We start from the raw sequence: 18634 nt of genomic DNA, 5'->3' as shown, positions 1-18634 counted from the left end.
GTCTCAGGCATCGTTGCCGCGCAGGCCGGATTCGAGGATTTCGACGTAGGCGCTGTCGCGGATGCGGCGTTGCCACTCGTCCATGCGCTCGTGGACGATACGGTTGTAGAGCTGCATGCGTGCGGCGGCCATGATTTGTTTCTCTTTGACCGGCTGCTGGCGTTGTGCCTGAGAGTGCAAAATGTATATGGCATCCCCCTCGCGGATGGGACTGCTCACCCCACCCGGTTGCAAAGTGACCAGAGAACGCTCCAGGCTGTCTGGCAACTGTCCGGGAGCGACCCAGCCCATTTCCCCCCCCCGCGCGGCGGTGCTGGGGTCCTGGCTGTAAGTGCGCGCCAGTTTCGAGAAGCGGGTACCATTTTGCAATGCCTGCTGGATGTCCTGCGCGCGCGCTGTCGCCTCCTGCAACTGCAGGCTGTTGCCGGCCCGCAGGACGATCATGGCCGCCTTGACCTCGGTGACCGTCGGTTGCGCATGTTTGACATCGAGCAACTTGAATATGTGAAAGCCGGTAGGCCCCGGAATAACGGGGCTGATTTCGCCCGCCTTCAACTGAAGGAGGGTTTGGGTCACTGCGGGTGGGAGTTCGCCCGCCTTGACCCAGCCGAGGCGCCCGCCCTGCAAGGCATCGTGGCCGCTGCTGACCTGGGCGGCGAGGCGCGAAAATCTCTCGCCGGCCACCACGCGCTCACGGGTTTGCTCGGCTTCGCGCCGGACGGCGCTGACGGCGTCCGGTGTCGGGTTGCCGGGCAGCGGGATGAATATTTGCTGCAGGTCGAAACTCACGCCGCCCATTTCCTTGAGCTGTTGCGCGAAGGTTTTTACCTCGTCGGGGCCGATGTGGACCCGGTTCTCCACTTCCTGCTGCATGAGGCGATCCACAAGAATGCGATCCCTGAGGTCGTTGGTAAAGCTTTCCCACGACTGCCCTTGATTGGTCAGCGCCTGGCGTAGCTGGTCCTCGGTGAGGTGGTTGGCTTGAGCGAGGTTGCTGATAGCCTGGTCCAGCGTCCCTTTGTCAACCTTGATCCCGGCCCGGTGCGCAATCTGCAGCTCGATGTCCTGGAGGATCATCTGCTGTAGCACCTGGCGGCGCAGGATGTCTTCGGGGGGCATGGCGTTGGGGTCTTGCGTCTGCAGGCGGGCACGCACGGCGATTACCCGTTGCTCCAGTTGCATGGAGGTGATGATGTTGTCATTCACCACCGCAACGACTTTGTCGAGATTCTGGGTGTTTTCGGGTAGCGGCGCTGCCGTCGGTGCTTTGGCAGAGTTTTCCGAATAAGTGTGTGTTGTCGTGCCGGGTGCTACCACCGGCGCGGTCGGCAGCAGGGTATTGCGGTTGAGAAAAGGCGTATTTGCCCAGGCTAACACCGGAGCGGTTCCCAGAACGATGCTCAGGGCGAGTAAAATAGGACGGCGTTTGAGCGACATCAAAACTCCATGCTGGCGCCCGGCACATACTGGCTGAGCAAACCGTTTGAGGCATTGCCGAGGCTGGTCAGGCCACGCAATACGATCTCCAGATAAATAGCGTTATTGGACTGCCCGCCAAGAAGGATCTGATGATAAACCATCATATGGGCTGCCCAGCAGCCGCCATCATAGCCGATCCCTGCGAGCTCCTCCAGCGGCTTGTGATCGGTGATGTCATACTGATAGCTGCCGAGCGCCTGCCAGCGCTTGTAGATTGGCCAGGCACCGGAAAGGCCGGCTTGATGCACGAAGCCACGGGTAAAACGGTAGTCCAGGTTAATGACGCGTTGCGGGCCGGGCAACCACTGGGCGCGCAGGTTGAGCCGCTGCAGGTTGCTCTGCTGGGCGTTGACCTGTGAATTGGCGAGGAGGTTGATGTCCGGAAGGGGCGCGTATTGTCCCTCAAAAAAATAATTGGACTGCTGGGTTTGCGGGACAATATCGCCGGCGAGGTTGATCTGGCGCTGGTTGAAGTAGCGGATCTGGCCGACAGCCGCTTGCCAGAGCTGGCGCCCGCTGGGCGTGAGCCAGGTGCCACGCAGCCCCAGCGCGACCTGATTGGCAGCGTTGATGCGATCGCTACCGGTATAGAGGCTGTTATTCTCAAAAATCATCGGAAAGTTCTGATAGGGTTGACTGGCATCGAAAATGGGGATGCCGTTCTGGGCCTGTAGGGGAATGTAGGTATATTTGAACAGGGGTTGCAGCAGTGCCGTGCTGCCGTTGCTGCCATAACGCACGAAATTGAGGCCGCCCTTGAGGCTGAGTGCCGGCAAGGTGCGATTAATGGCGCGCGCGTAGGGGAGATTACGCTGAATCTGATAGTGACTGTAGTAGAGCCGGGCCTGCGGTTCCAAGAAGCCCCAACCGCGGCTAAAGCGCCAGCCGAGGGTGGGGGTGAGGTCGAGACGCTGACCGACGGGACCCGCCGAGGCCGAGAAATAGTTGAAGCTGCTGTGCCAGTCGAAATAGCCGTTGCGCCCCACCCGCCAGTAGGCATCGGCAAAGAGGCGGGGGAGTTGGGAATAGGGCGCAACACTGTTAGGCACCAGCACCTGATAGCCCTGCAAGGTGGCGCCGGCGTTAATGTGTGTACTGTTGTAATACAGACCCCCAGAGGAGCTGATGTAGGGGGCGTTGCCAATGCCGCCCACGAAACTGCTGCCGAAATTCGCTGTGCCGCCAAAATCCGAAAGGAAATTTTTGTAGCTGACGCGGTTATAATCGGCGTTGAAGCTGAATCCGTCGCCCAGATTTTGCGTGTGCTGCCAGGAGATGGCCCAGATATTTTTGTGGGTCAATTGGTCAGAGGGGAGCAGATCCATATAGAGTTTGCCACTGTAATTGGGTTCCAGATAGCGAAATTCATTCTGTAACATGACGCCGCGCTTGCTGAAGTAGTTGACGGTGAGGGTGTCGTCCATGTTGCGAGCGATATCGAAATAGTAGGGAATACCGAGGTAAAAACCGTTGATGGTAGAGCTGCCCACACCGGGGGCAAGAAACCCGGAGTGTCGTTTCAGCGGAAAACTGAGGTAGGGCATCCAGAATATGGGCAATCCAAACACGTCTACCGTGGTATTGCTGGTGGTGATGTAGTTGTCATTCTGGTTGAGGTCGATGCGCTTGCTCCAGAGCTGCCAGGCCGGTTTTTCGCCATGACAGGTGGTGTAACAAGCTTCATTGAGCTGATACCGACCCTTACTCAGTTCTTTGCCGTTTTCGGCGTGGCCGTGCCCTTGTTGCGCTTCCAGCAGGTAGCGGGGATGGACTATTACCCCTTCGTTGGCCCGCAAATGGATGGTGGCCTTGGGTGCCGCCGTGACCAGGCCGGGGCTGACCATGCGCACGTGGCCGTTGGCGATGATTTCATCATGGGCCTGGTCGTAGTGCACGGTGTCGGCATAAACCCGGCGGTCACCGTAAAGGACTTCGACGTGGCCACTGGCTGTCCAGTGACCGCTGCCAAGACCGTGGACCTGATCGGCATAGAGGGTGATTGGACTCTCTGCGGTGGCGGCGACAGCTATTCCGGGTGTCAGCAGGGCGCCAAGCAGGGCCAGGCGAATGCCAGAACGCAGGACATAGCTACCGCTTCCCGGGCGGGTTGGCCGGGGGCGGGATTTTCCGATATTGTGCAGAGGACTTTTCATAGGAGCGTAAAATCGCACAAAATGCTTTTATGCCGCAATCTTTCCTTGCCTCGAATTCTCGCCGCGCGGCGGCGGCCCCTCTGTCACCCGCCGCCGTGCACTGGCTCGCACAGCAGGGCGTTACGGTAGCGTCGGCGCGTGCCATTCCCGGTGATGCGAGCGGGCGACGTTACTGGCGCCTGTCACCGGGCCTCATCTTCATGGATGCTCCGCCGCCGGAGGATATTCTGTCCTTTTTGCGAGTGCAGCACCGCTTTGCCCGCGCGGCCCTGCCGGTGCCTCGGGTGCTGGCTGCCCAAATAGCCCTTGGCTTTGTGCTGCTGGAGGATTTGGGGAACGACGATTTTAAGACGGTGCTGGACGCCGGCGCGGATGTGGATCGGTGGATGCAGCAGGCAATAACCTTGGTCCTCAACCTGCAGCAAGCCGGGCAGCGGCAGGCAGCATTGCCCCCTTTGCCATTTTTCTCACCAGCCCGTATGCAGGATGAACTGACCCTGTTTACGGACTGGTATCTGGGCAGGCATCTTGGTCTGGTTCCGAGTCCGCAGCAGAGCATTACTCTGCAAACCCTTTTTGCCGTGTTGCTGAATAATGCCGCAGCGCAGCCACAGGTCTGGGTCCACCGGGATTTTCATGCGCGTAACCTCATTATTCGGCGGGACACGGGTTTGTTGGCTATGATTGATTTTCAGGACGCGGTGCTCGGACCATGGACCTATGACCTGGCTTCTCTGCTGTGGGATCGCTACTGGGATTGGGGGCGGGCACAACGGGATGCCTGGGCACTGGATTTTTTGGCGGCGCACCAGCATGCTGTCGCCCTGTCGTCACCGACGGATTTTCTGCGCCGTGTCGGGCGCATGGCGCTGCAGCGTAACCTGAAGATTCTCGGTATTTTTTGTCGCCTGGCTTACCGCGACGGGAAATCGGGTTATCTCGATTTTCTACCCCGGTTCTGGACTTATGTCGTAGATGCCCTGGATGCTGACCCACTGTTGCAGCCTTATCAGGAGCTTTTTGCCCCATGGCAACCGCCGTTACCCGGGCGATGATCCTGGCCGCGGGTCGGGGCGAGCGACTCCGGCCGCTGACCGATCATGTCCCCAAGCCTCTGCTGGAGATTGCCGGAAAGTCTCTTATCGTGCGCCTCCTGGAGGCGCTGGCGGCGGCGGGTATTCGCGATGTGGTCATCAATGTCGGGCATCTGGGTGACATGATCATGCAGGCCCTGGGTTCCGATTGGCAGGGGTTGCGCATCCATTACAGCGACGAGCGTGATGGTCGCCTGGAGACCGGGGGCGCTCTTGTGCACGCCCTGCCCCTATTGGGGAACAGCCCTTTTTTGCTGGTGAATGGGGATATTTGCACGGACTTTCCCTGGGCGCAGCTTTGTCAGTCTTCCTCTGCGCGTGCGCATCTGGTGCTGGTGCCCAACCCGATGCAGCACCCGCTGGGCGATTTTGCACTGTCTGCCGGCATGGTGGCGTTGGCGGGCGAAGAACGTCATACTTACGCAGGCATCGCGCGTCTTGATCCGGAGCTGTTTCGGGACTTTCCTGAACAGTCGGCTCCTCTGGCTCCCTGGTTGCGGCAATGGATTGCGGCGGGTCTGGTGGAGGGGAATTTGTACCAAGGAAAATGGATGGATGTGGGCACGCCAGAGCGGTTGCGGGCGGCCCGGCGTGATTGTGCGGAGGCCGGGCATGGACTTTGATCCGGCTGCGCTGCAGGCGGCGGTGGCTCTGGATGCCGACTCGCGCGACCGCTGGCGCCGGGAGTGGGGTTTGCTCATGGATCTCGCGGTCTGGGGAGATTTGCGCAGCGGTCAGATCGGCCTGACCGGCAAGCTGCGGAAACGGGTGCTCGAATTCGGGGAGCGCCTGCGCTCCTATGGGAATGATCGGAGCTGGATTCCACACCCTCGGGAACAAATCAAGAATGCCCTGAGTACCAGTCTGCAGATGCGTGAGTCCCTGGAAAAACTCGGCGAAATTGCAGAACAGTTTAATGATGGGGCCGACCTTGCCGCCTTGCGAGCCGTGTGGAAGGCTATAAGTGCTGCGTTGATGGCCGATGTGGTGACCCGGGAAGGGTTGCTTGTGCAGCTATTGAACCAGCAGTATCAGGAAGAAGTGTGATCCAACCCTATTCAGGTTACCCAGCACATTATATGAAGATTGTTTACGCTTTGGTTATTATTGGTGCGCTTGCGCTCTTTGCCCTGTTCTTGTGGTGGGTACGCGGGCAGGTGGGCGATGCCGCTGCCCCCCGTGATAGTGTAGGTTGGTACGCCCGGCATCCTGACGCGCGGAATGCCGAAAACCTGAAATGCTGGAAATTAATGCAAAATACCCCATTTGCGGATGTGGATAAGGTTATGATTGCGCATCCCCACTGCCGTGCGGTTTATGAAGCCGTCCAGAGGCAGAACCCCGCCCATGCGAATTGACGACTGCCGGTGACGAGCTCGACTGTAACGCCAGAAAGTCTGTTGGCTACTGGCCGAGAGGTGTTGCGCCTGGAAGCGGCGGCGGTGGCGGCACTGGAAGCGCGTCTTGACGCGGACTTTGTGGGAGCTTGCGAGCTTCTGCTGAACTGCCCCGGCCGTATTGTCGTCACTGGTATGGGTAAGTCCGGGATTATCGCTAGAAAAATCGCAGCGACTTTGGCCAGCACGGGCAGCCCTGCCCTTTTCCTGCATCCCGCCGAAGGCAGCCACGGTGATCTGGGTATGCTCACCCGCCAGGATTGCCTGCTTGCTCTTTCCAACTCCGGGGAGACCGCCGAACTTCTGGCTATTTTGCCCGTGGTCAAACGCCTCGCTGTGCCTTTGATCGCCATGACCGGCAATCCGCAGTCCACCCTGGCGCACAGTGCCGCGGTGCATCTCAACTGCGCTGTGGCACGGGAGGCCTGCCCCCTCAACCTGGCGCCCACGGCATCGACGACAGCAACCCTGGCCATGGGAGACGCCCTGGCCATGGCGCTGTTGCAGGCGCGCGGGTTTTCGGCAGATGATTTTGCCCTGTCCCATCCGGGTGGCAGCCTCGGCAAGCGCCTGCTGCTGCGGGTGCAGGATGTGATGCACCGGGGTACCAGCCTGCCTAAGGTGCGAGCGGATACGCCATTATGCGAAGCGGTACTGGAAATCAGCAGCAAAGGACTGGGAATGACGGCAGTGGTGGATGCAGAAGATCGGGTGCTGGGGATTTTTACCGACGGTGATTTACGCCGTGCCTTCGCGCGGCGCCAGGATATCTGGGAACAGCCCATGGCTGAACTGGCCCATGCCAAACCGGCCACTATTGTCGCCGAGGCCCTAGCTGCTGAAGCCCTCGCCCTGATGGAAGGTCATCGCATTGGCGCGCTTCTGGTCATCGATCATGAGGCGAGGCTGATTGGTGCCTTGAATATGCATGATTTGCTGCGCGCAGGCATCGTATGAATGAATGGATATCGCCCGACGCGGATTTAATGAAACGTGCTGCCCAGATCCGTCTGTTGATCCTGGACGTGGATGGGGTGTTGACGGATGGCCGTTTATTTTTTGACGATGACGGCAGGGAGAGTAAAGCCTTTCACGTGCGTGATGGTTACGGCATCAAGCTTGTGCAGGAACGGGGTATAGAGATTGCCGTTATTACCGCGCGCTATTCTCCGGCAGTCGCCCATCGTGCTCATGACTTGAGCATCAAGCGGATTTTTCAGGGCTGCTCGGACAAGAATCTAGCCTACACGGAACTCAAAATAGCCCTTGGCCTGGATGACGCGGTGGTGGCTTATATGGGAGATGATCTTATTGATCTGCCCATTCTTACCCGCGTTGGTCTGGCTACGGCCCCGGCTGATGCCCACCCGGAGGTCGGTTGTCGAGTGCACTGGCAGAGCGCGCAGCAGGGTGGCCGTGGTGCGGTACGGGAGCTCTGCGAGTTGATTCTGCGGGCGCAGGGGCATTGGCCAGCAATCATCGCCAGATCTGCCGGAGCCCTGCCTTGATCATCAATCAATCCGAAATCAGGTTATGTCGCGGAAACTGATGCCGCGTTTCCGCGCCCCCAGCCTGGGCCTGTCCCTGCTCTTGCTCCTGCTTGCGGCACTCGTGTGGTGGTCGTGGCCGCAGCATCCACTGTCTTTGCCATACATCGACTGGCATGGTCAAATTCATAAGGGAGATCAGGCGGCCGAAGATGTGGTCATGCGCCAGTACACGGCGGCCGGGAAACTGGATTTGCTGGCCACTGCGCGGACGGCTTATCACGAACCGCGTGTCGATCGGACCATGCTCAGTCAAGTTGCCGTCGAGCGTTTCAAGCCGGGACAGCAACTCCATCTGCGTGCTAATCAGGGTGTGGTAGAGCGTCATGGCCATCGGATTGTCTTGTCAGGCAATGTTATTAGTACCTTGCAACCGGATACCCGCGTACTCACCACAGAGGTGCACTATGATCCGCAAACCGGCATTATTACGTCCCGAGAGCCGGTACGGCTGGAGCGGGGTCAAGACTGGATGACCGGGGTAGGTCTCTGGGCTTCGGTAAAAACCCAAGAGATAAATATTTTGCATGATGTGCGTGGCATGTATGTTCCTTAAGCGATTTTCTTTCCGGCGCTTCTGGCCGTTTTTGCTCGTTGTGGTGTCTATTACCGCCCTGGCGGCACCGGTTGCGGAGCAGGGGCTGGCTAAGGGCCCCATTCAGATCAGCGCGGATACCCTGTATGGCAAAAATAAACCGCAGCAGCAGGCCGTTTATACCGGGAATGTGGTTATGATCCAGGGTGATGTGGTTATTCATGCCGACAAGCTCACTATCGACGCGGTCGGTGGCAAAGTGCGGCAGGCCACGGCGGTGGGGAGCCCGGTTACCTTCACCATGTCCAGCGCGCAGCGCCACGGGTATGGCAACACCCTGGTCTATAAACCGACCAGCGGCGAAATTGTGCTCATTGGTAATGCCCATCTCTGGCAGGGAAAGAATGAGATCAACGGTCAGCAGGTCACCTATTTCCTGCAGAATCAGCAAACGGCTGTCACCGGAAATCCCGGTCAGCGGGTGCGGTCGGTCTTCTATCCCGCCGCAGCGGGCCGTTCCACGAGCGCTGGGAAGCCATGAGCGAGCTGTTGCAGGCGCAATCCCTTTTCAAGTCATATCGGCGGCGAGCCGTGGTGCGTGATGTTTCGGTGCAGGTGGCGGCCGGTGAGGTGGTGGGTTTGCTCGGTCCTAATGGGGCGGGGAAAACCACCACTTTTTACATGATGGTCGGATTGGTGCGCCCTGAGCAGGGTCATATTTTTTTGCAGCAGCGGGACATCACGGCACTGCCCATGCATGAGCGGGCCCGCATGGGGCTGGGTTACCTCCCCCAGGAGCCTTCGGTTTTTCGCCAGATGAGTGCCGCTGACAATGTTCTTGCCGTGCTGGAAACTCTGCCATTGAGTAAGGTGGAGCGGCAGGAGCGCTTGGAGCAATTGCTGAGTGAGCTGCATCTTCATCAGCTGCGTGACACCAAAGGACATAGCCTTTCGGGTGGCGAACGGCGGCGGGTAGAAATTGCGCGGGCGCTGGCCATGAGTCCGCGTTTTATTTTGCTGGATGAACCCTTCGCTGGTATTGATCCTATTTCTGTTCTCGAAATCCAACGGCTTATCCAGGATTTGCGGGAGCGCGGCATCGGGATTCTGATCACCGACCATAACGTGCGCGAGACTTTAGGCATTTGCGAACGCGCCTATATACTGCATGATGGCAAAGTGCTGACAGCGGGCAGTCCGCAGGAAATTGTGGATGATCCTATGGTACGGCAGGTTTACTTGGGAGATCAGTTTCAAATCTGATTTTTGGAAATTATGAAACAAGGTTTAGAACTCAAGCTCGGCCAGCATCTGGCCATGACCCCGCAGTTGCAACAGGCGATCCGTCTGCTGCAACTGTCTACGGTTGATCTGCAGCAGGAAGTTCAAAGCATGCTGGAGAACAACCCGCTGCTTGATGAGGATGCTGGGGATGAAGACGGTGGCAGTGGGCCGCCCCCGGAGACGCTTGCGACGCCTTCCGAAGACCGTCAGCTGGATCTGGCCGCGGAGGATACGCTGCCGGATGAATTGCCTTTAGATAGCCAGTGGGACGATGTTTTTGATATGGGAACGTCAGGTTCTGGCGGTGGTTCTGACGAAGATATGCCAGATTTTGAATCGCGCAGTAGTCACAGCCAGAGTTTGCAGGATTATCTCCGCTGGCAGGCTGATATGACGCACTTCAGTACTGACGAGCGCAATATAGCGGAGTTGATCATCGACGCTATTGATGAGCGCGGTTATCTGGCGGAAAGCCTGGAAGACCTCGCTGTCAATATGAATGTGGAGGACGATGCGCTGTTGGCGGTATTGCTGCGCGTGCAGGACTTCGACCCGCCGGGCGTGGGTGCCCGTGACCTCAGTGAGTGTCTCCTGCTGCAACTGAAGCAGATGGTCGGGGAGGATGCATCTATATTGCTGGCGCAACGCATTGTGAAGGACCACTTGCAGGCCCTCGGGCGCCACGATTACCCACGTTTGTGTGCCACGCTGGTGGTGGATGAGGAGACGCTGCGTGGGGCGATGACGCTGATTTCCGCACTGAATCCTAAACCGGGTGAAGAGGTGGGTGCTGAGAGTACCGAGTATGTCATCCCCGATGTGATCGTGCGCTGGGTGGGTAAGCGTCTGCGCGTCGATCTGAATCCCGAGGCGATGCCTAAATTACGCATCAACGGTCGTTATGCGGGCATGGCGGGCGGGAAAGATGCAGCGCATAAATATATTCAGGATCAGCTCAACGAGGCGCGCTGGTTCATCAAAAGCCTGCAAAGCCGTCAGGAAACCATATTGAAAGTGGCGCGGGCTATTGTCGAAAGGCAGAAGGACTTTTTTACCAATGGGCCGGAATCCATGCGGCCCATGGTCCTGCGGCATATTGCCGAGACAGTGGAAATGCACGAATCGACGGTATCGCGGGTCACTAATCAGAAATATATGATTACACCCCGTGGTCTTTATGAGTTTAAATACTTTTTCTCCAGTCATGTGAGTACCGACAGTGGCGGTTCCGCATCGGCCACCGCTATTCGGGCGTTACTGATCAAAATGACTCAGGCGGAAAGCGCACGGCATCCGCTGAGTGATGCGGAAATCGCCAAGGTGCTGGCCGATCAGGGTATTCAGATTGCGCGGAGGACAGTGGCCAAGTACCGCGAGGCGGCCAATATTCCTACTGCGAGCCAGCGGCGGCGTTTGTGAGGGTGATATCGCCGCCAGGGTTTTTTGCCGGCGCCGTTGGCGCTACACTGAAAGTGGACCCCGTAGTGGGACAGGATTCATAACGATCACCTCACTTGTTAGGAGAGCGCCATGCAAATTACTATTACCGGGCAGCATCTGGATTTGACGGATGCCATTAAGAACTATGTCGATGGAAAGATTGGACGCCTCGGTCGGTACTTCGACCACGTTATTAATGCTCAGGTGGTGCTGAAGCACCTCCCCCACGAAAAGCTGAGTAACGTTGCAGATATTACTGTCAATGCCCCTGGGCACGTCTTCTATGCCGAGGTGCATGATGCTGATATGTACGCAGCTATAGACCTTGTGGCCGATAAACTGGAGGCGCAGGTGCACAGCTACAAGGAAAAGCTACAGGATCGTCGTAATGATCACCCCGCTGGTTTGGCTGCCATTGCGGAAGTCGACTGAATAACTATGGTGACTCTGCCTCTTTCCCCGGTCAATATTCGTATAGATCCGCCTGTGGCTGATGCTGGTGATGTGCTGCGGACGTTAGCGGAAATCCTGGCAGGGTCTACGGGCCTGTCCGCTCAGGGGATTGCTGTTGCCTTGCAACAGCGCGAGATGCAAGGATCTACGGGCATCGGGCATGGAGTGGCTTTGCCCCATGCCCGGGTGGAGGGTGCGAATCAGATAGCCATTGCCGCATTGCGTACAGCGCAGGGTATTCCATTTGCGGCGCCGGACGGGTTGGATGTGTATATTTTTCTGGCGGTGGTGGTGCCGAAAGCGGCCGCGACCGCGCATCTGGAGACGCTCTCCGCATTAGCCGCGAAACTCGCCGTGGACGAAGTGCGCGAAGCATTGATGAAAACTCCTGATCCCCAGGAGTTTTTTCGTTTATTGGCGGGGCCAGCGTAAGTTGTACCACAAAGCAGGCTGGTTACAGCCGTGAGTGTCGGGCAAGGCGGAGTTATGGAACGACAAATTAGCCTGCGTCGACTCTGGGCGGAGCTGTACAGCGAATTGCATTGGCAGTGTCTGCATCAACCTGGAGAAGATCATTACCTCCGCGGTGATCCTTGGGCGGGAGATGATGTGGGTGGGGCGGCACTGGTCGGATTTTTTAATTTTATCCGGCCACATGTGGTACAGATTGCCGGGCTTTGCGAGCTCGCTTACCTGGGTGCCCATCCAGAGGCTATGGAACAGTTTTTGCCCCATAAGCTGCGTCTGCTCGTTATTTGTGAAGACCAGGTACTGGATGATCATCTCTATGAAGCTTTGAAAGTCAGGCAGATTGCCGTGATGACGACGCCAATTGGCGCGCAGATGGTTCTGGCGCGGGTGCAACGCCACCTGCATCAGGAGCTGGCGCCCCGCCAGCAGGTGCATGGTGTGCTGGTCGATGTGCTCGGGGTGGGATTGCTTTTGCAGGGCGAGGTAGGGATTGGCAAGAGCGAGTTGGCTTTGGAACTGGTCAGTCGTGGCCATCGCCTGGTGGCTGATGACAGCGTGCTCTGTATTCGTGAAGCCCCGAATATCCTGACCGGGCATTGTCCGGCCCCACTGCGTAATTTTCTGGAAGTGCGAGGTCTGGGGATTATTAATATCCGGGAATTCTTCGGTGCCGCTGCCATTGTGCACTCCAAACGTATCCGGCTGGTCGTCGAAATCCAGGATATGCGTGACATGGAAATCGCGGATATTGATCGCTTACAGGGCAAGGTGGATCACCTGGATATTCTCGGAACCCCATTGCCCCGGTTGTGCTTGCCCGCTTCTGCGGCGCGCAATTTGGCGGTACTGGTCGAGGCGGCGGCACGCAGCCAGTATGTAAAGGAGTCCGGCGGCGATATGCTCGCGGATTTTGAGGCGCAGGTACGATTGAGTGTCGGGGAAGAATGATGGCGGAGCAGGACTTTATTATCGTCAGTGGTCTATCCGGTTCAGGAAAATCTACGGTCTTGCAGGCCCTGGAAGACCAGGGTTATTACTGCGTCGATAATCTGCCTGCCACCTTGTTAGTGGAGTTCGGGGCGCAGCTGGCGCGGCGGGATGCCGGCTTCATGCTCGCCGCCGTGAGTATCGACGTGCGCAACCGCGAGTTTCTCGCCGCTCTGCCACAGGCGCTGACCGAGCTGCGCGAGCGTTACTCTTTGCGCCCGCGCATCCTTTTTCTGGAAGCGGATGAGGGTACTTTGCTACGTCGTTTCAGCGAAACTCGCCGCCGTCATCCCCTCACCGATGACCTCGCAGAAGCATTGGGCGAACCGCTGCTCACGGTGTTGCGGCGTGAACGCGAGATGGTTCAACCGCTTGCCGATGTGGCTGACAAGCGCCTCGACACTTCGCAGATCAATACCCATCAGTTGCGTTTGCGGGTGCAGGCATGGAGTCTGGCGTCGCATCATTACAGCGGCCTAGTCTTGCTGTTGCAGTCTTTTGCCTTTAAAAAAGGTCTTCCTTTGGACTCCGATTTCGTTTTTGATCTGCGTGCCTTGCCCAATCCCCATTACCATCCCGAACTCCGCCCCCTAACGGGTCGTGACACACCGGTGCGCGATTTCCTGGAGAAAGCCCCAGAGGTGGTCCGTGCCTTCAATTCTTTGCGCAGCTTCCTGCAGGCATGGCTGGCGCCTTTTGCGCAAGAGCACCGTAACTATGTGACGGTTTCTCTGGGTTGCACCGGGGGACAGCATCGCAGCGTATATATGGTGGAGGCATTGGCGCAAATACTTGCCGGAGAGGGGCAGCGGGTCCTGATCCAGCATCGGGAACTGGGTATTACCGAGACGCTGCAATGATCACCATCGTGCTCCTGACCCACGCGGGACTGGGTGAGGCCTTCGCGGCAGCACTCCGGCATATTTTCGGGACCATGCCGCCAGCGTTGGAGATTCTGGAAATCCTGCCTGATCAACCGCCAGAGGAGGGGCGGCGGCGCTTGTGGGGTTTGTTAGAGAAAATAAGTGATGGTGATGCCATGTTGATTCTGAACGATCTTTATGGTGCCACCCCCGCCAACCTCATTCCGGCCACTCTCCCGGAAGGTCGTGTAGCGGCGGTGAGCGGTCTTAATCTGGCGATGCTCCTGCGTGCCTTATCGCGGCGCAGTGAAGGTCTGGCGGCAGCGCGTCAGGGTGCTCTGGAAGGCGGCGTCCAGGGTGTCGCCGATATTCTCGAACAGCGACCGCACGCTATCCTGCTGAGGATACCTGAGTGATTTTTGGTCATGAGAAAGGAGGCAAGTGGCGGTGACCCTGCGCGTAGATTATCCCATTATCAATCAGCTCGGCCTGCATGCGCGGCCTTCGGCTAAATTTGTCAGCCTTTCGGTGCGCTATCCCTGCACGGTCTGGCTGGCGCGTAATGGTCAGCGGGTCAATGGCAAGAGCATCATGGGGCTAATGACCCTCGCTGCGGCGCAGGGGACCGTTTTGACCCTGGAAACGGATGGTGAGGAGGAGCAGGCTTGTGCCGATGCCTTGCTCGCCCTCGCGGCGGATCGTTTTGGTGAAGAATCATGAGTTTTGAACTGGCGGGGATTGGCGCCTCTGGTGGCATCGCCATCGGTATGGCGCTGGTACTGGAGCCAACCACTCTTGATATCCCAGAACATATACTGTTGCCTGAAGCCGTAGAACCGGAAGTGTTGCGCCTGCGTGCAGCCTTGAGCAGCGCCCGGGATGAGTTGTTCTCGGTGCGCGACGCAATCCCGAGTGATGCCCCGCAAGATACCCGTCTGTTTATTGATGCGCACTTGTTGATGCTCGATGATCCAGCGCTGCGCGAGCGGCCCCTGCGGTCTATTCGTGATGAACATCGCAATGCCGCCTGGGCTATTCATTTGGAGCGGGAGCGGCTGCTGGAGATTTTTGACCGCATGGAAGACGCGTATTTGCGCGCTAAGCGGGAAGATGTTATTCAGGTGATAGACCGGGTGTTGCGCCATCTGATTGGTGTAAAGACCCCCGTCCTGCAGAGCGCCGAGGGTCAGATCATCATCGCCGAAGATCTGACGCCAGCCGATACGGTGTTGATGAAAAAAGACAAGGTGCTCGCCTGGGTAACTGACTTTGGTGCCGCAAACTCCCACTCGGCTATTCTTGCCAGAAGTCTTGGGCTTCCTGCCGTGGTGGGCACGCACTCGGCGACGCGCCTGCTGCGCAGTGGTGATGTGGTGATTGTCGATGGGGATCAGGGGATTCTGCTGGTTGCGCCGGATGCCCTGATATTGCAGCAATATCAGGCTTTGCAGGAGCAGCGACAGAGGCGTCGGCGACTCCTGGAAGAGCAGCGTGATCTGCCCGCGATAAGCGCAGACGGGGTGCTTATTCATCTGCGCGCTAATATTGAATTGCCAGACGATACCGATATAGTGCGGCGCATGAACGCGGATGGGGTGGGTCTTTATCGTAGTGAGTTTCTCTTCATGAATCGTCCGGATATCCCGGACGAGGAAGAGCAGTTCCACGCATTTGCCCGAGTAGTCGAGCAAATGCGTGGGGCACCGGTGACGATCCGCTCTCTCGACATTGGTGCCGACAAAGGCCTGCGCGATGACGATGCCGGGCTCCATGCGGCGCTTAATCCGGCCCTTGGCTTGCGTGGGCTGCGTCTTTGTCTGCGGCGTCCGGAGTGGTTCCGGCCGCATCTGCGCGCCATTCTCCGGGCTTCGGCACTGGGGCCGGTACGGCTGATGCTACCCATGCTCAGCAGTATGGGGCAATTGCTGCAAACTCGGGCGCTGGTCAGCGAGTTGCAGGCCGAATTGTGCGCCGAAGGGTATAGCTGTGACCCGGATATGCCTCTGGGGATCATGGTGGAAGTGCCTGCCGTGGCGATGGCCGCACACTACTTTGCCGGGCAGGCCGATTTTTTCTCCATCGGCACTAACGATCTGATTCAGTACGCGCTGGCGGTGGATCGCGGTGATGATGACGTCAATGATCTTTTCGATCCCTTGCATGCCGGGGTATTGGCGATGATTCAATACACCATCGCCGCCGGCCATGCACGGGGCATCCCGGTGGCCATGTGCGGCGAGATGGCCGCGAATCCGGCCTTCACCGCCTTGCTGCTGGGCTTGGGCTTGCGTGAATTCAGCATGTACTCCGGCGCTATTCCCGAGGTCAAGGAAGCGATCCGACAGACCACTATCGTGGATGCTGAGGCGTTAGCCGCCCGCGCGCTTTCCGGCGAAATGCCGGTGTTGCCGGGGGGCGGGCATAGTTAGGCTGATTCTGCGCAGGATTGCGACGGCTGTTATTGTCGTGTTGATCTTTATCGTTTCGGGTGCGCTGTTGTTCTGGTTCTGGGGTGGTCCCCGCTACGTTTTAGAGAGGATTTTTGCTGCCCGCTTGCAGCAGCCAGTGCATCTCGCCGCCGACCCGGAATGGCATTGGGGAAAACAGCAACTGCGGGTCACGTTGGCGGGTCTGTGCGTCGGTCCGGCGGCCCACCCACAATTCAGCGCAAATCGGCTCATGGTGACATTAGACTGGCACTCCCTCCTGCACGGCCAGCTGCAACCCCGGCAAATTGTGCTGGATGCGCCCGTGCTTAACGGGCCATGGAAAGGCGGTGGTAGCGTCGGCGGAGCTGTTCTTTCCCTGCCGGTCAAGATGATCGTTCGCGATGGTACGTTGCGCTGGCCGGATGTGGTGGGGCATATCCTGTCCCTGACGGCGGTGAATGGGCAGGTGTTGGCGACGGGTCCCAGTCAGTTGGCGGGTGACTGGCACTGGCGGGAAAAAGTCGGGCGCTGGCATTTTGCGGTCGAGATGGCGTCGGCACCGGCGCTGTCCGCACGGAATATTTCTTTGCAAGTGGGTACAACCATTGATCCGACGCTCCTGCAGGTGGCTATTCCAACGCTCCAAAGCGCAGTAAAGGACATGGTCGTGCCGACGCTGCACGTCCGTTGGCAAGCGCGCGGGCACGGTCCGGCGCAATTGCGCTTGCAGGCGTTACGTCTGAACATGGCGCAAAGCCAGCTTGCAGTGCAGGACGGCGCGCTGATCGCGGGGAATGACTTGGCACTCCAGGTCCAGGCAGTGGACCTTAACTGGAAGACGTTGCAGGGTCATCTGGCTTATCAGCTTAGCATTCGGCGTTTGCCCCAGTTGGCCACCCGCTGGGGGCTGCCCCTGCCGAAGTTGACCGACCCTAATGCTTTGCAGCGATTGACGTCGACGGGTACAGTCCAGTTAGGCACCCCCCATTTCCAGTGGACCGTCACCCAGGGCGAGTTGGATCACAGTGCCTGGATGGGCAAAATATCGGGGACCTGGAGACCGCTGGCTATCGATGTCAATCTGCGCATGGCGCAGCTCAATCTCGGGCAATATTTGCCGGTTCCCCAAGCGGGCAATGCGGCGCAGCTTCCCGCCCTGCCGCAGCAGTGGCCAGTCACTGGTGAAATCCACGTCGCCAAGCTCCTTTGGGGCAAAATGCGCGTCCGCGATCTGGTTATTCGCAGCACAAGTTCCAAGGCGCGGCCATGATCCCCATCGCGGAAACCCTGCTGGACTGGTACGCCTGCCACGGGCGCCACGACCTGCCGTGGCGCCAGAACCGCGATCCCTATCAACTCTGGCTTGCAGAAATCATGTTGCAGCAAACTCAGGTGGAGAGCGCCAAACCGTATTACGCCCGCTTTTTGCAGGCCTTGCCGAACTGGCAGGCATTGGCAGCGGCGCCCCAGGATCGGGTGCTCGCCCTGTGGAGCGGACTCGGTTATTACGCCCGTGCCCGCAACGCCCAGCGCGCGGCGCAGGAGGTGGTTACGCGCTTCGGCGGTCACTTTCCCAATACCCTCGAAGCCGCCGTCACGCTGCCGGGGGTGGGCCGCAGTACGGCGGCGGCGGTGCTCGCCAGCGCCTATGGGCAAAGACAGGCCATCCTCGACGCCAATGCCCGGCGCGTGCTCATCCGTAGCCATGCGATAGAAGCTGATCCGAAAGTCAGTGCGACTCAGCAGTGGCTTTGGACACTGGCCAGCGCCCTTACTCCTGAAGACGCCCATGGCTACAATCAGGCCATTCAGGACCTCGGTGCCCTGATTTGCACCCCACGCCAACCGCGCTGCACGGCCTGTCCCCTGGTCAACCGTTGTCTGGCCCATGCCCAGGGACGCAGTCATGCCCTGCCCGTGATCGTTAACAAGGCCCCAAAACCGCAGCGCTGTACCTTCTTTCTCCTGGTCGTGGATACGGAAGGGCAGATATTGCTGGAAAAGCGGCCGGATTCCGGCATCTGGGGGGGGCTCTGGTGTTTGCCCCAGGCGGCATCCGATGGTGGTGCATTCCCCATCCTTTGTAGTGATACCTTGCATCCGCTGGAAGACACCCCTGCTGTGCGCCAATCTTTGCAAGCGGCCTGGTCGCGTCGTCTGGGGCTGAATCTCCAACTGAAGGCATTAGAGGAAGAACAGCAACATGTTTTTACCCACTTTCAGTTGCGTTTTCGCTGTGTCCATGCGCGCGTTTTGGGCAGCGCTGTTGCGGATTCAGCTGCCACTCTGCGTTGGTATCGCCCCGCAGACGCTCTGACACAAGGATTGCCCACGCCCGTTCGGCGGATTTTACGGGATAGGAGCGGGGGTTGTTGACCCCCCATTTTGTGTTATGTGTGCCGCCCACTTAAGCGGTCATGCCTTGTGGCTTATTCCTGACTGGTGAGTTCAGGTAATATACTCCTACACAGCTTTATCCACCCCAGAGTTATTGAGGAGCTT

Annotated in this window: 21 protein-coding genes; 19 read left to right on the top strand and 2 right to left on the bottom strand. The window is 58.5% G+C overall.

Features of this window, described 5'->3' with window-relative positions; all coding sequences use genetic code 11:
- Positions 1–3: 3 nt before the first annotated feature.
- Both H2515_RS14670 and H2515_RS14665 read right to left on the bottom strand, forming a co-directional pair.
- A complete protein-coding gene (locus H2515_RS14670) occupies positions 4–1437 on the bottom strand; it encodes a peptidylprolyl isomerase (protein WP_065414078.1) in 1434 nt (477 codons plus the stop codon).
- Positions 1437–3632: an LPS-assembly protein LptD gene (locus H2515_RS14665; protein WP_198660488.1), complete on the bottom strand. Its 2196-nt coding sequence runs from the start codon at positions 3630–3632 to the stop codon at positions 1437–1439. Before H2515_RS14665 ends, H2515_RS14670 begins: the two co-directional genes overlap by 1 nt.
- A 29-nt stretch (positions 3633–3661) precedes the next feature.
- Here H2515_RS14665 and H2515_RS14660 point away from each other — a divergent pair, with 29 nt between their 5' ends.
- The 19 genes from H2515_RS14660 to mutY all read left to right on the top strand — a co-directional run bounded on the left by H2515_RS14660 (position 3662) and on the right by mutY (position 18508).
- Positions 3662–4687 (top strand): aminoglycoside phosphotransferase family protein, encoded by a 1026-nt coding sequence (locus H2515_RS14660; RefSeq protein WP_065414079.1) that lies wholly within the window; start codon positions 3662–3664, stop codon positions 4685–4687.
- A complete protein-coding gene (gene murU, locus H2515_RS14655; RefSeq protein ID WP_198660487.1) occupies positions 4660–5349 on the top strand; it encodes an N-acetylmuramate alpha-1-phosphate uridylyltransferase MurU in 690 nt (229 codons plus the stop codon). Before H2515_RS14660 ends, murU begins: the two co-directional genes overlap by 28 nt.
- Positions 5339–5773 (top strand): hypothetical protein, encoded by a 435-nt coding sequence (locus H2515_RS14650; RefSeq protein WP_198660486.1) that lies wholly within the window; start codon positions 5339–5341, stop codon positions 5771–5773. Before murU ends, H2515_RS14650 begins: the two co-directional genes overlap by 11 nt.
- 32 nt (positions 5774–5805) lie before the next feature.
- Complete coding sequence (locus tag H2515_RS14645) at positions 5806–6084, top strand: hypothetical protein (RefSeq protein WP_198660485.1); 279 nt, start codon at positions 5806–5808, stop codon at positions 6082–6084.
- A 42-nt stretch (positions 6085–6126) separates the two neighbouring features.
- Positions 6127–7080, top strand: coding sequence for a KpsF/GutQ family sugar-phosphate isomerase (locus H2515_RS14640; protein WP_269802049.1), 954 nt, complete (start codon positions 6127–6129; stop codon positions 7078–7080).
- Positions 7077–7631 (top strand): KdsC family phosphatase, encoded by a 555-nt coding sequence (locus H2515_RS14635; RefSeq protein WP_065414082.1) that lies wholly within the window; start codon positions 7077–7079, stop codon positions 7629–7631. Before H2515_RS14640 ends, H2515_RS14635 begins: the two co-directional genes overlap by 4 nt.
- Before the next feature lie 25 nt (positions 7632–7656).
- A complete protein-coding gene (gene lptC, locus H2515_RS14630; protein WP_232821428.1) occupies positions 7657–8226 on the top strand; it encodes an LPS export ABC transporter periplasmic protein LptC in 570 nt (189 codons plus the stop codon).
- Positions 8216–8746, top strand: coding sequence for a lipopolysaccharide transport periplasmic protein LptA (gene lptA / locus H2515_RS14625; RefSeq protein ID WP_198661488.1), 531 nt, complete (start codon positions 8216–8218; stop codon positions 8744–8746). Before lptC ends, lptA begins: the two co-directional genes overlap by 11 nt.
- Positions 8743–9468, top strand: coding sequence for an LPS export ABC transporter ATP-binding protein (gene lptB / locus H2515_RS14620; RefSeq protein ID WP_014030221.1), 726 nt, complete (start codon positions 8743–8745; stop codon positions 9466–9468). Before lptA ends, lptB begins: the two co-directional genes overlap by 4 nt.
- 12 nt (positions 9469–9480) lie before the next feature.
- Positions 9481–10908 carry an RNA polymerase factor sigma-54 gene (locus tag H2515_RS14615; protein WP_198660483.1) on the top strand — a complete coding sequence of 476 codons (1428 nt, stop codon included), beginning with the start codon at positions 9481–9483 and terminating at the stop codon, positions 10906–10908.
- Positions 10909–11019: 111 nt separating this feature from the next.
- Entirely contained in the window at positions 11020–11361 is a 342-nt protein-coding gene (gene hpf, locus H2515_RS14610; protein ID WP_198660482.1) for a ribosome hibernation-promoting factor, HPF/YfiA family, read from the top strand.
- Between the two features lie 6 nt (positions 11362–11367).
- Positions 11368–11814, top strand: coding sequence for a PTS sugar transporter subunit IIA (locus H2515_RS14605; protein WP_198660481.1), 447 nt, complete (start codon positions 11368–11370; stop codon positions 11812–11814).
- Positions 11815–11868: 54 nt separating this feature from the next.
- A complete protein-coding gene (gene hprK / locus H2515_RS14600) occupies positions 11869–12801 on the top strand; it encodes an HPr(Ser) kinase/phosphatase (protein ID WP_198660480.1) in 933 nt (310 codons plus the stop codon).
- A complete protein-coding gene (rapZ, locus tag H2515_RS14595) occupies positions 12801–13700 on the top strand; it encodes an RNase adapter RapZ (RefSeq protein ID WP_198661487.1) in 900 nt (299 codons plus the stop codon). The genes hprK and rapZ overlap by 1 nt, the downstream gene beginning before the upstream one ends.
- A complete protein-coding gene (locus H2515_RS14590) occupies positions 13697–14119 on the top strand; it encodes a PTS sugar transporter subunit IIA (RefSeq protein WP_198660479.1) in 423 nt (140 codons plus the stop codon). Before rapZ ends, H2515_RS14590 begins: the two co-directional genes overlap by 4 nt.
- 31 nt (positions 14120–14150) lie before the next feature.
- On the top strand, positions 14151–14423 hold the full coding sequence (locus H2515_RS14585) for an HPr family phosphocarrier protein (protein ID WP_198660478.1): 273 nt from the start codon (positions 14151–14153) through the stop codon (positions 14421–14423).
- Positions 14420–16132, top strand: a complete 1713-nt coding sequence (gene ptsP / locus H2515_RS14580) for a phosphoenolpyruvate--protein phosphotransferase (protein ID WP_198660477.1) — start codon at positions 14420–14422, stop codon at positions 16130–16132. The genes H2515_RS14585 and ptsP overlap by 4 nt, the downstream gene beginning before the upstream one ends.
- A gap of 37 nt (positions 16133–16169) precedes the next feature.
- Complete coding sequence (locus H2515_RS14575) at positions 16170–17402, top strand: AsmA family protein (RefSeq protein WP_232821426.1); 1233 nt, start codon at positions 16170–16172, stop codon at positions 17400–17402.
- On the top strand, positions 17399–18508 hold the full coding sequence (gene mutY, locus H2515_RS14570; protein ID WP_198660476.1) for an A/G-specific adenine glycosylase: 1110 nt from the start codon (positions 17399–17401) through the stop codon (positions 18506–18508). The genes H2515_RS14575 and mutY overlap by 4 nt, the downstream gene beginning before the upstream one ends.
- The last annotated feature ends 126 nt before the right edge of the window (positions 18509–18634 follow it).

The sequence above is a fragment of the Acidithiobacillus ferrivorans genome (assembly GCF_016250455.1).
Lineage (GTDB): Bacteria > Pseudomonadota > Gammaproteobacteria > Acidithiobacillales > Acidithiobacillaceae > Acidithiobacillus > Acidithiobacillus ferrivorans.
This window is presented reverse-complemented; position numbering and strand designations above follow the sequence as displayed.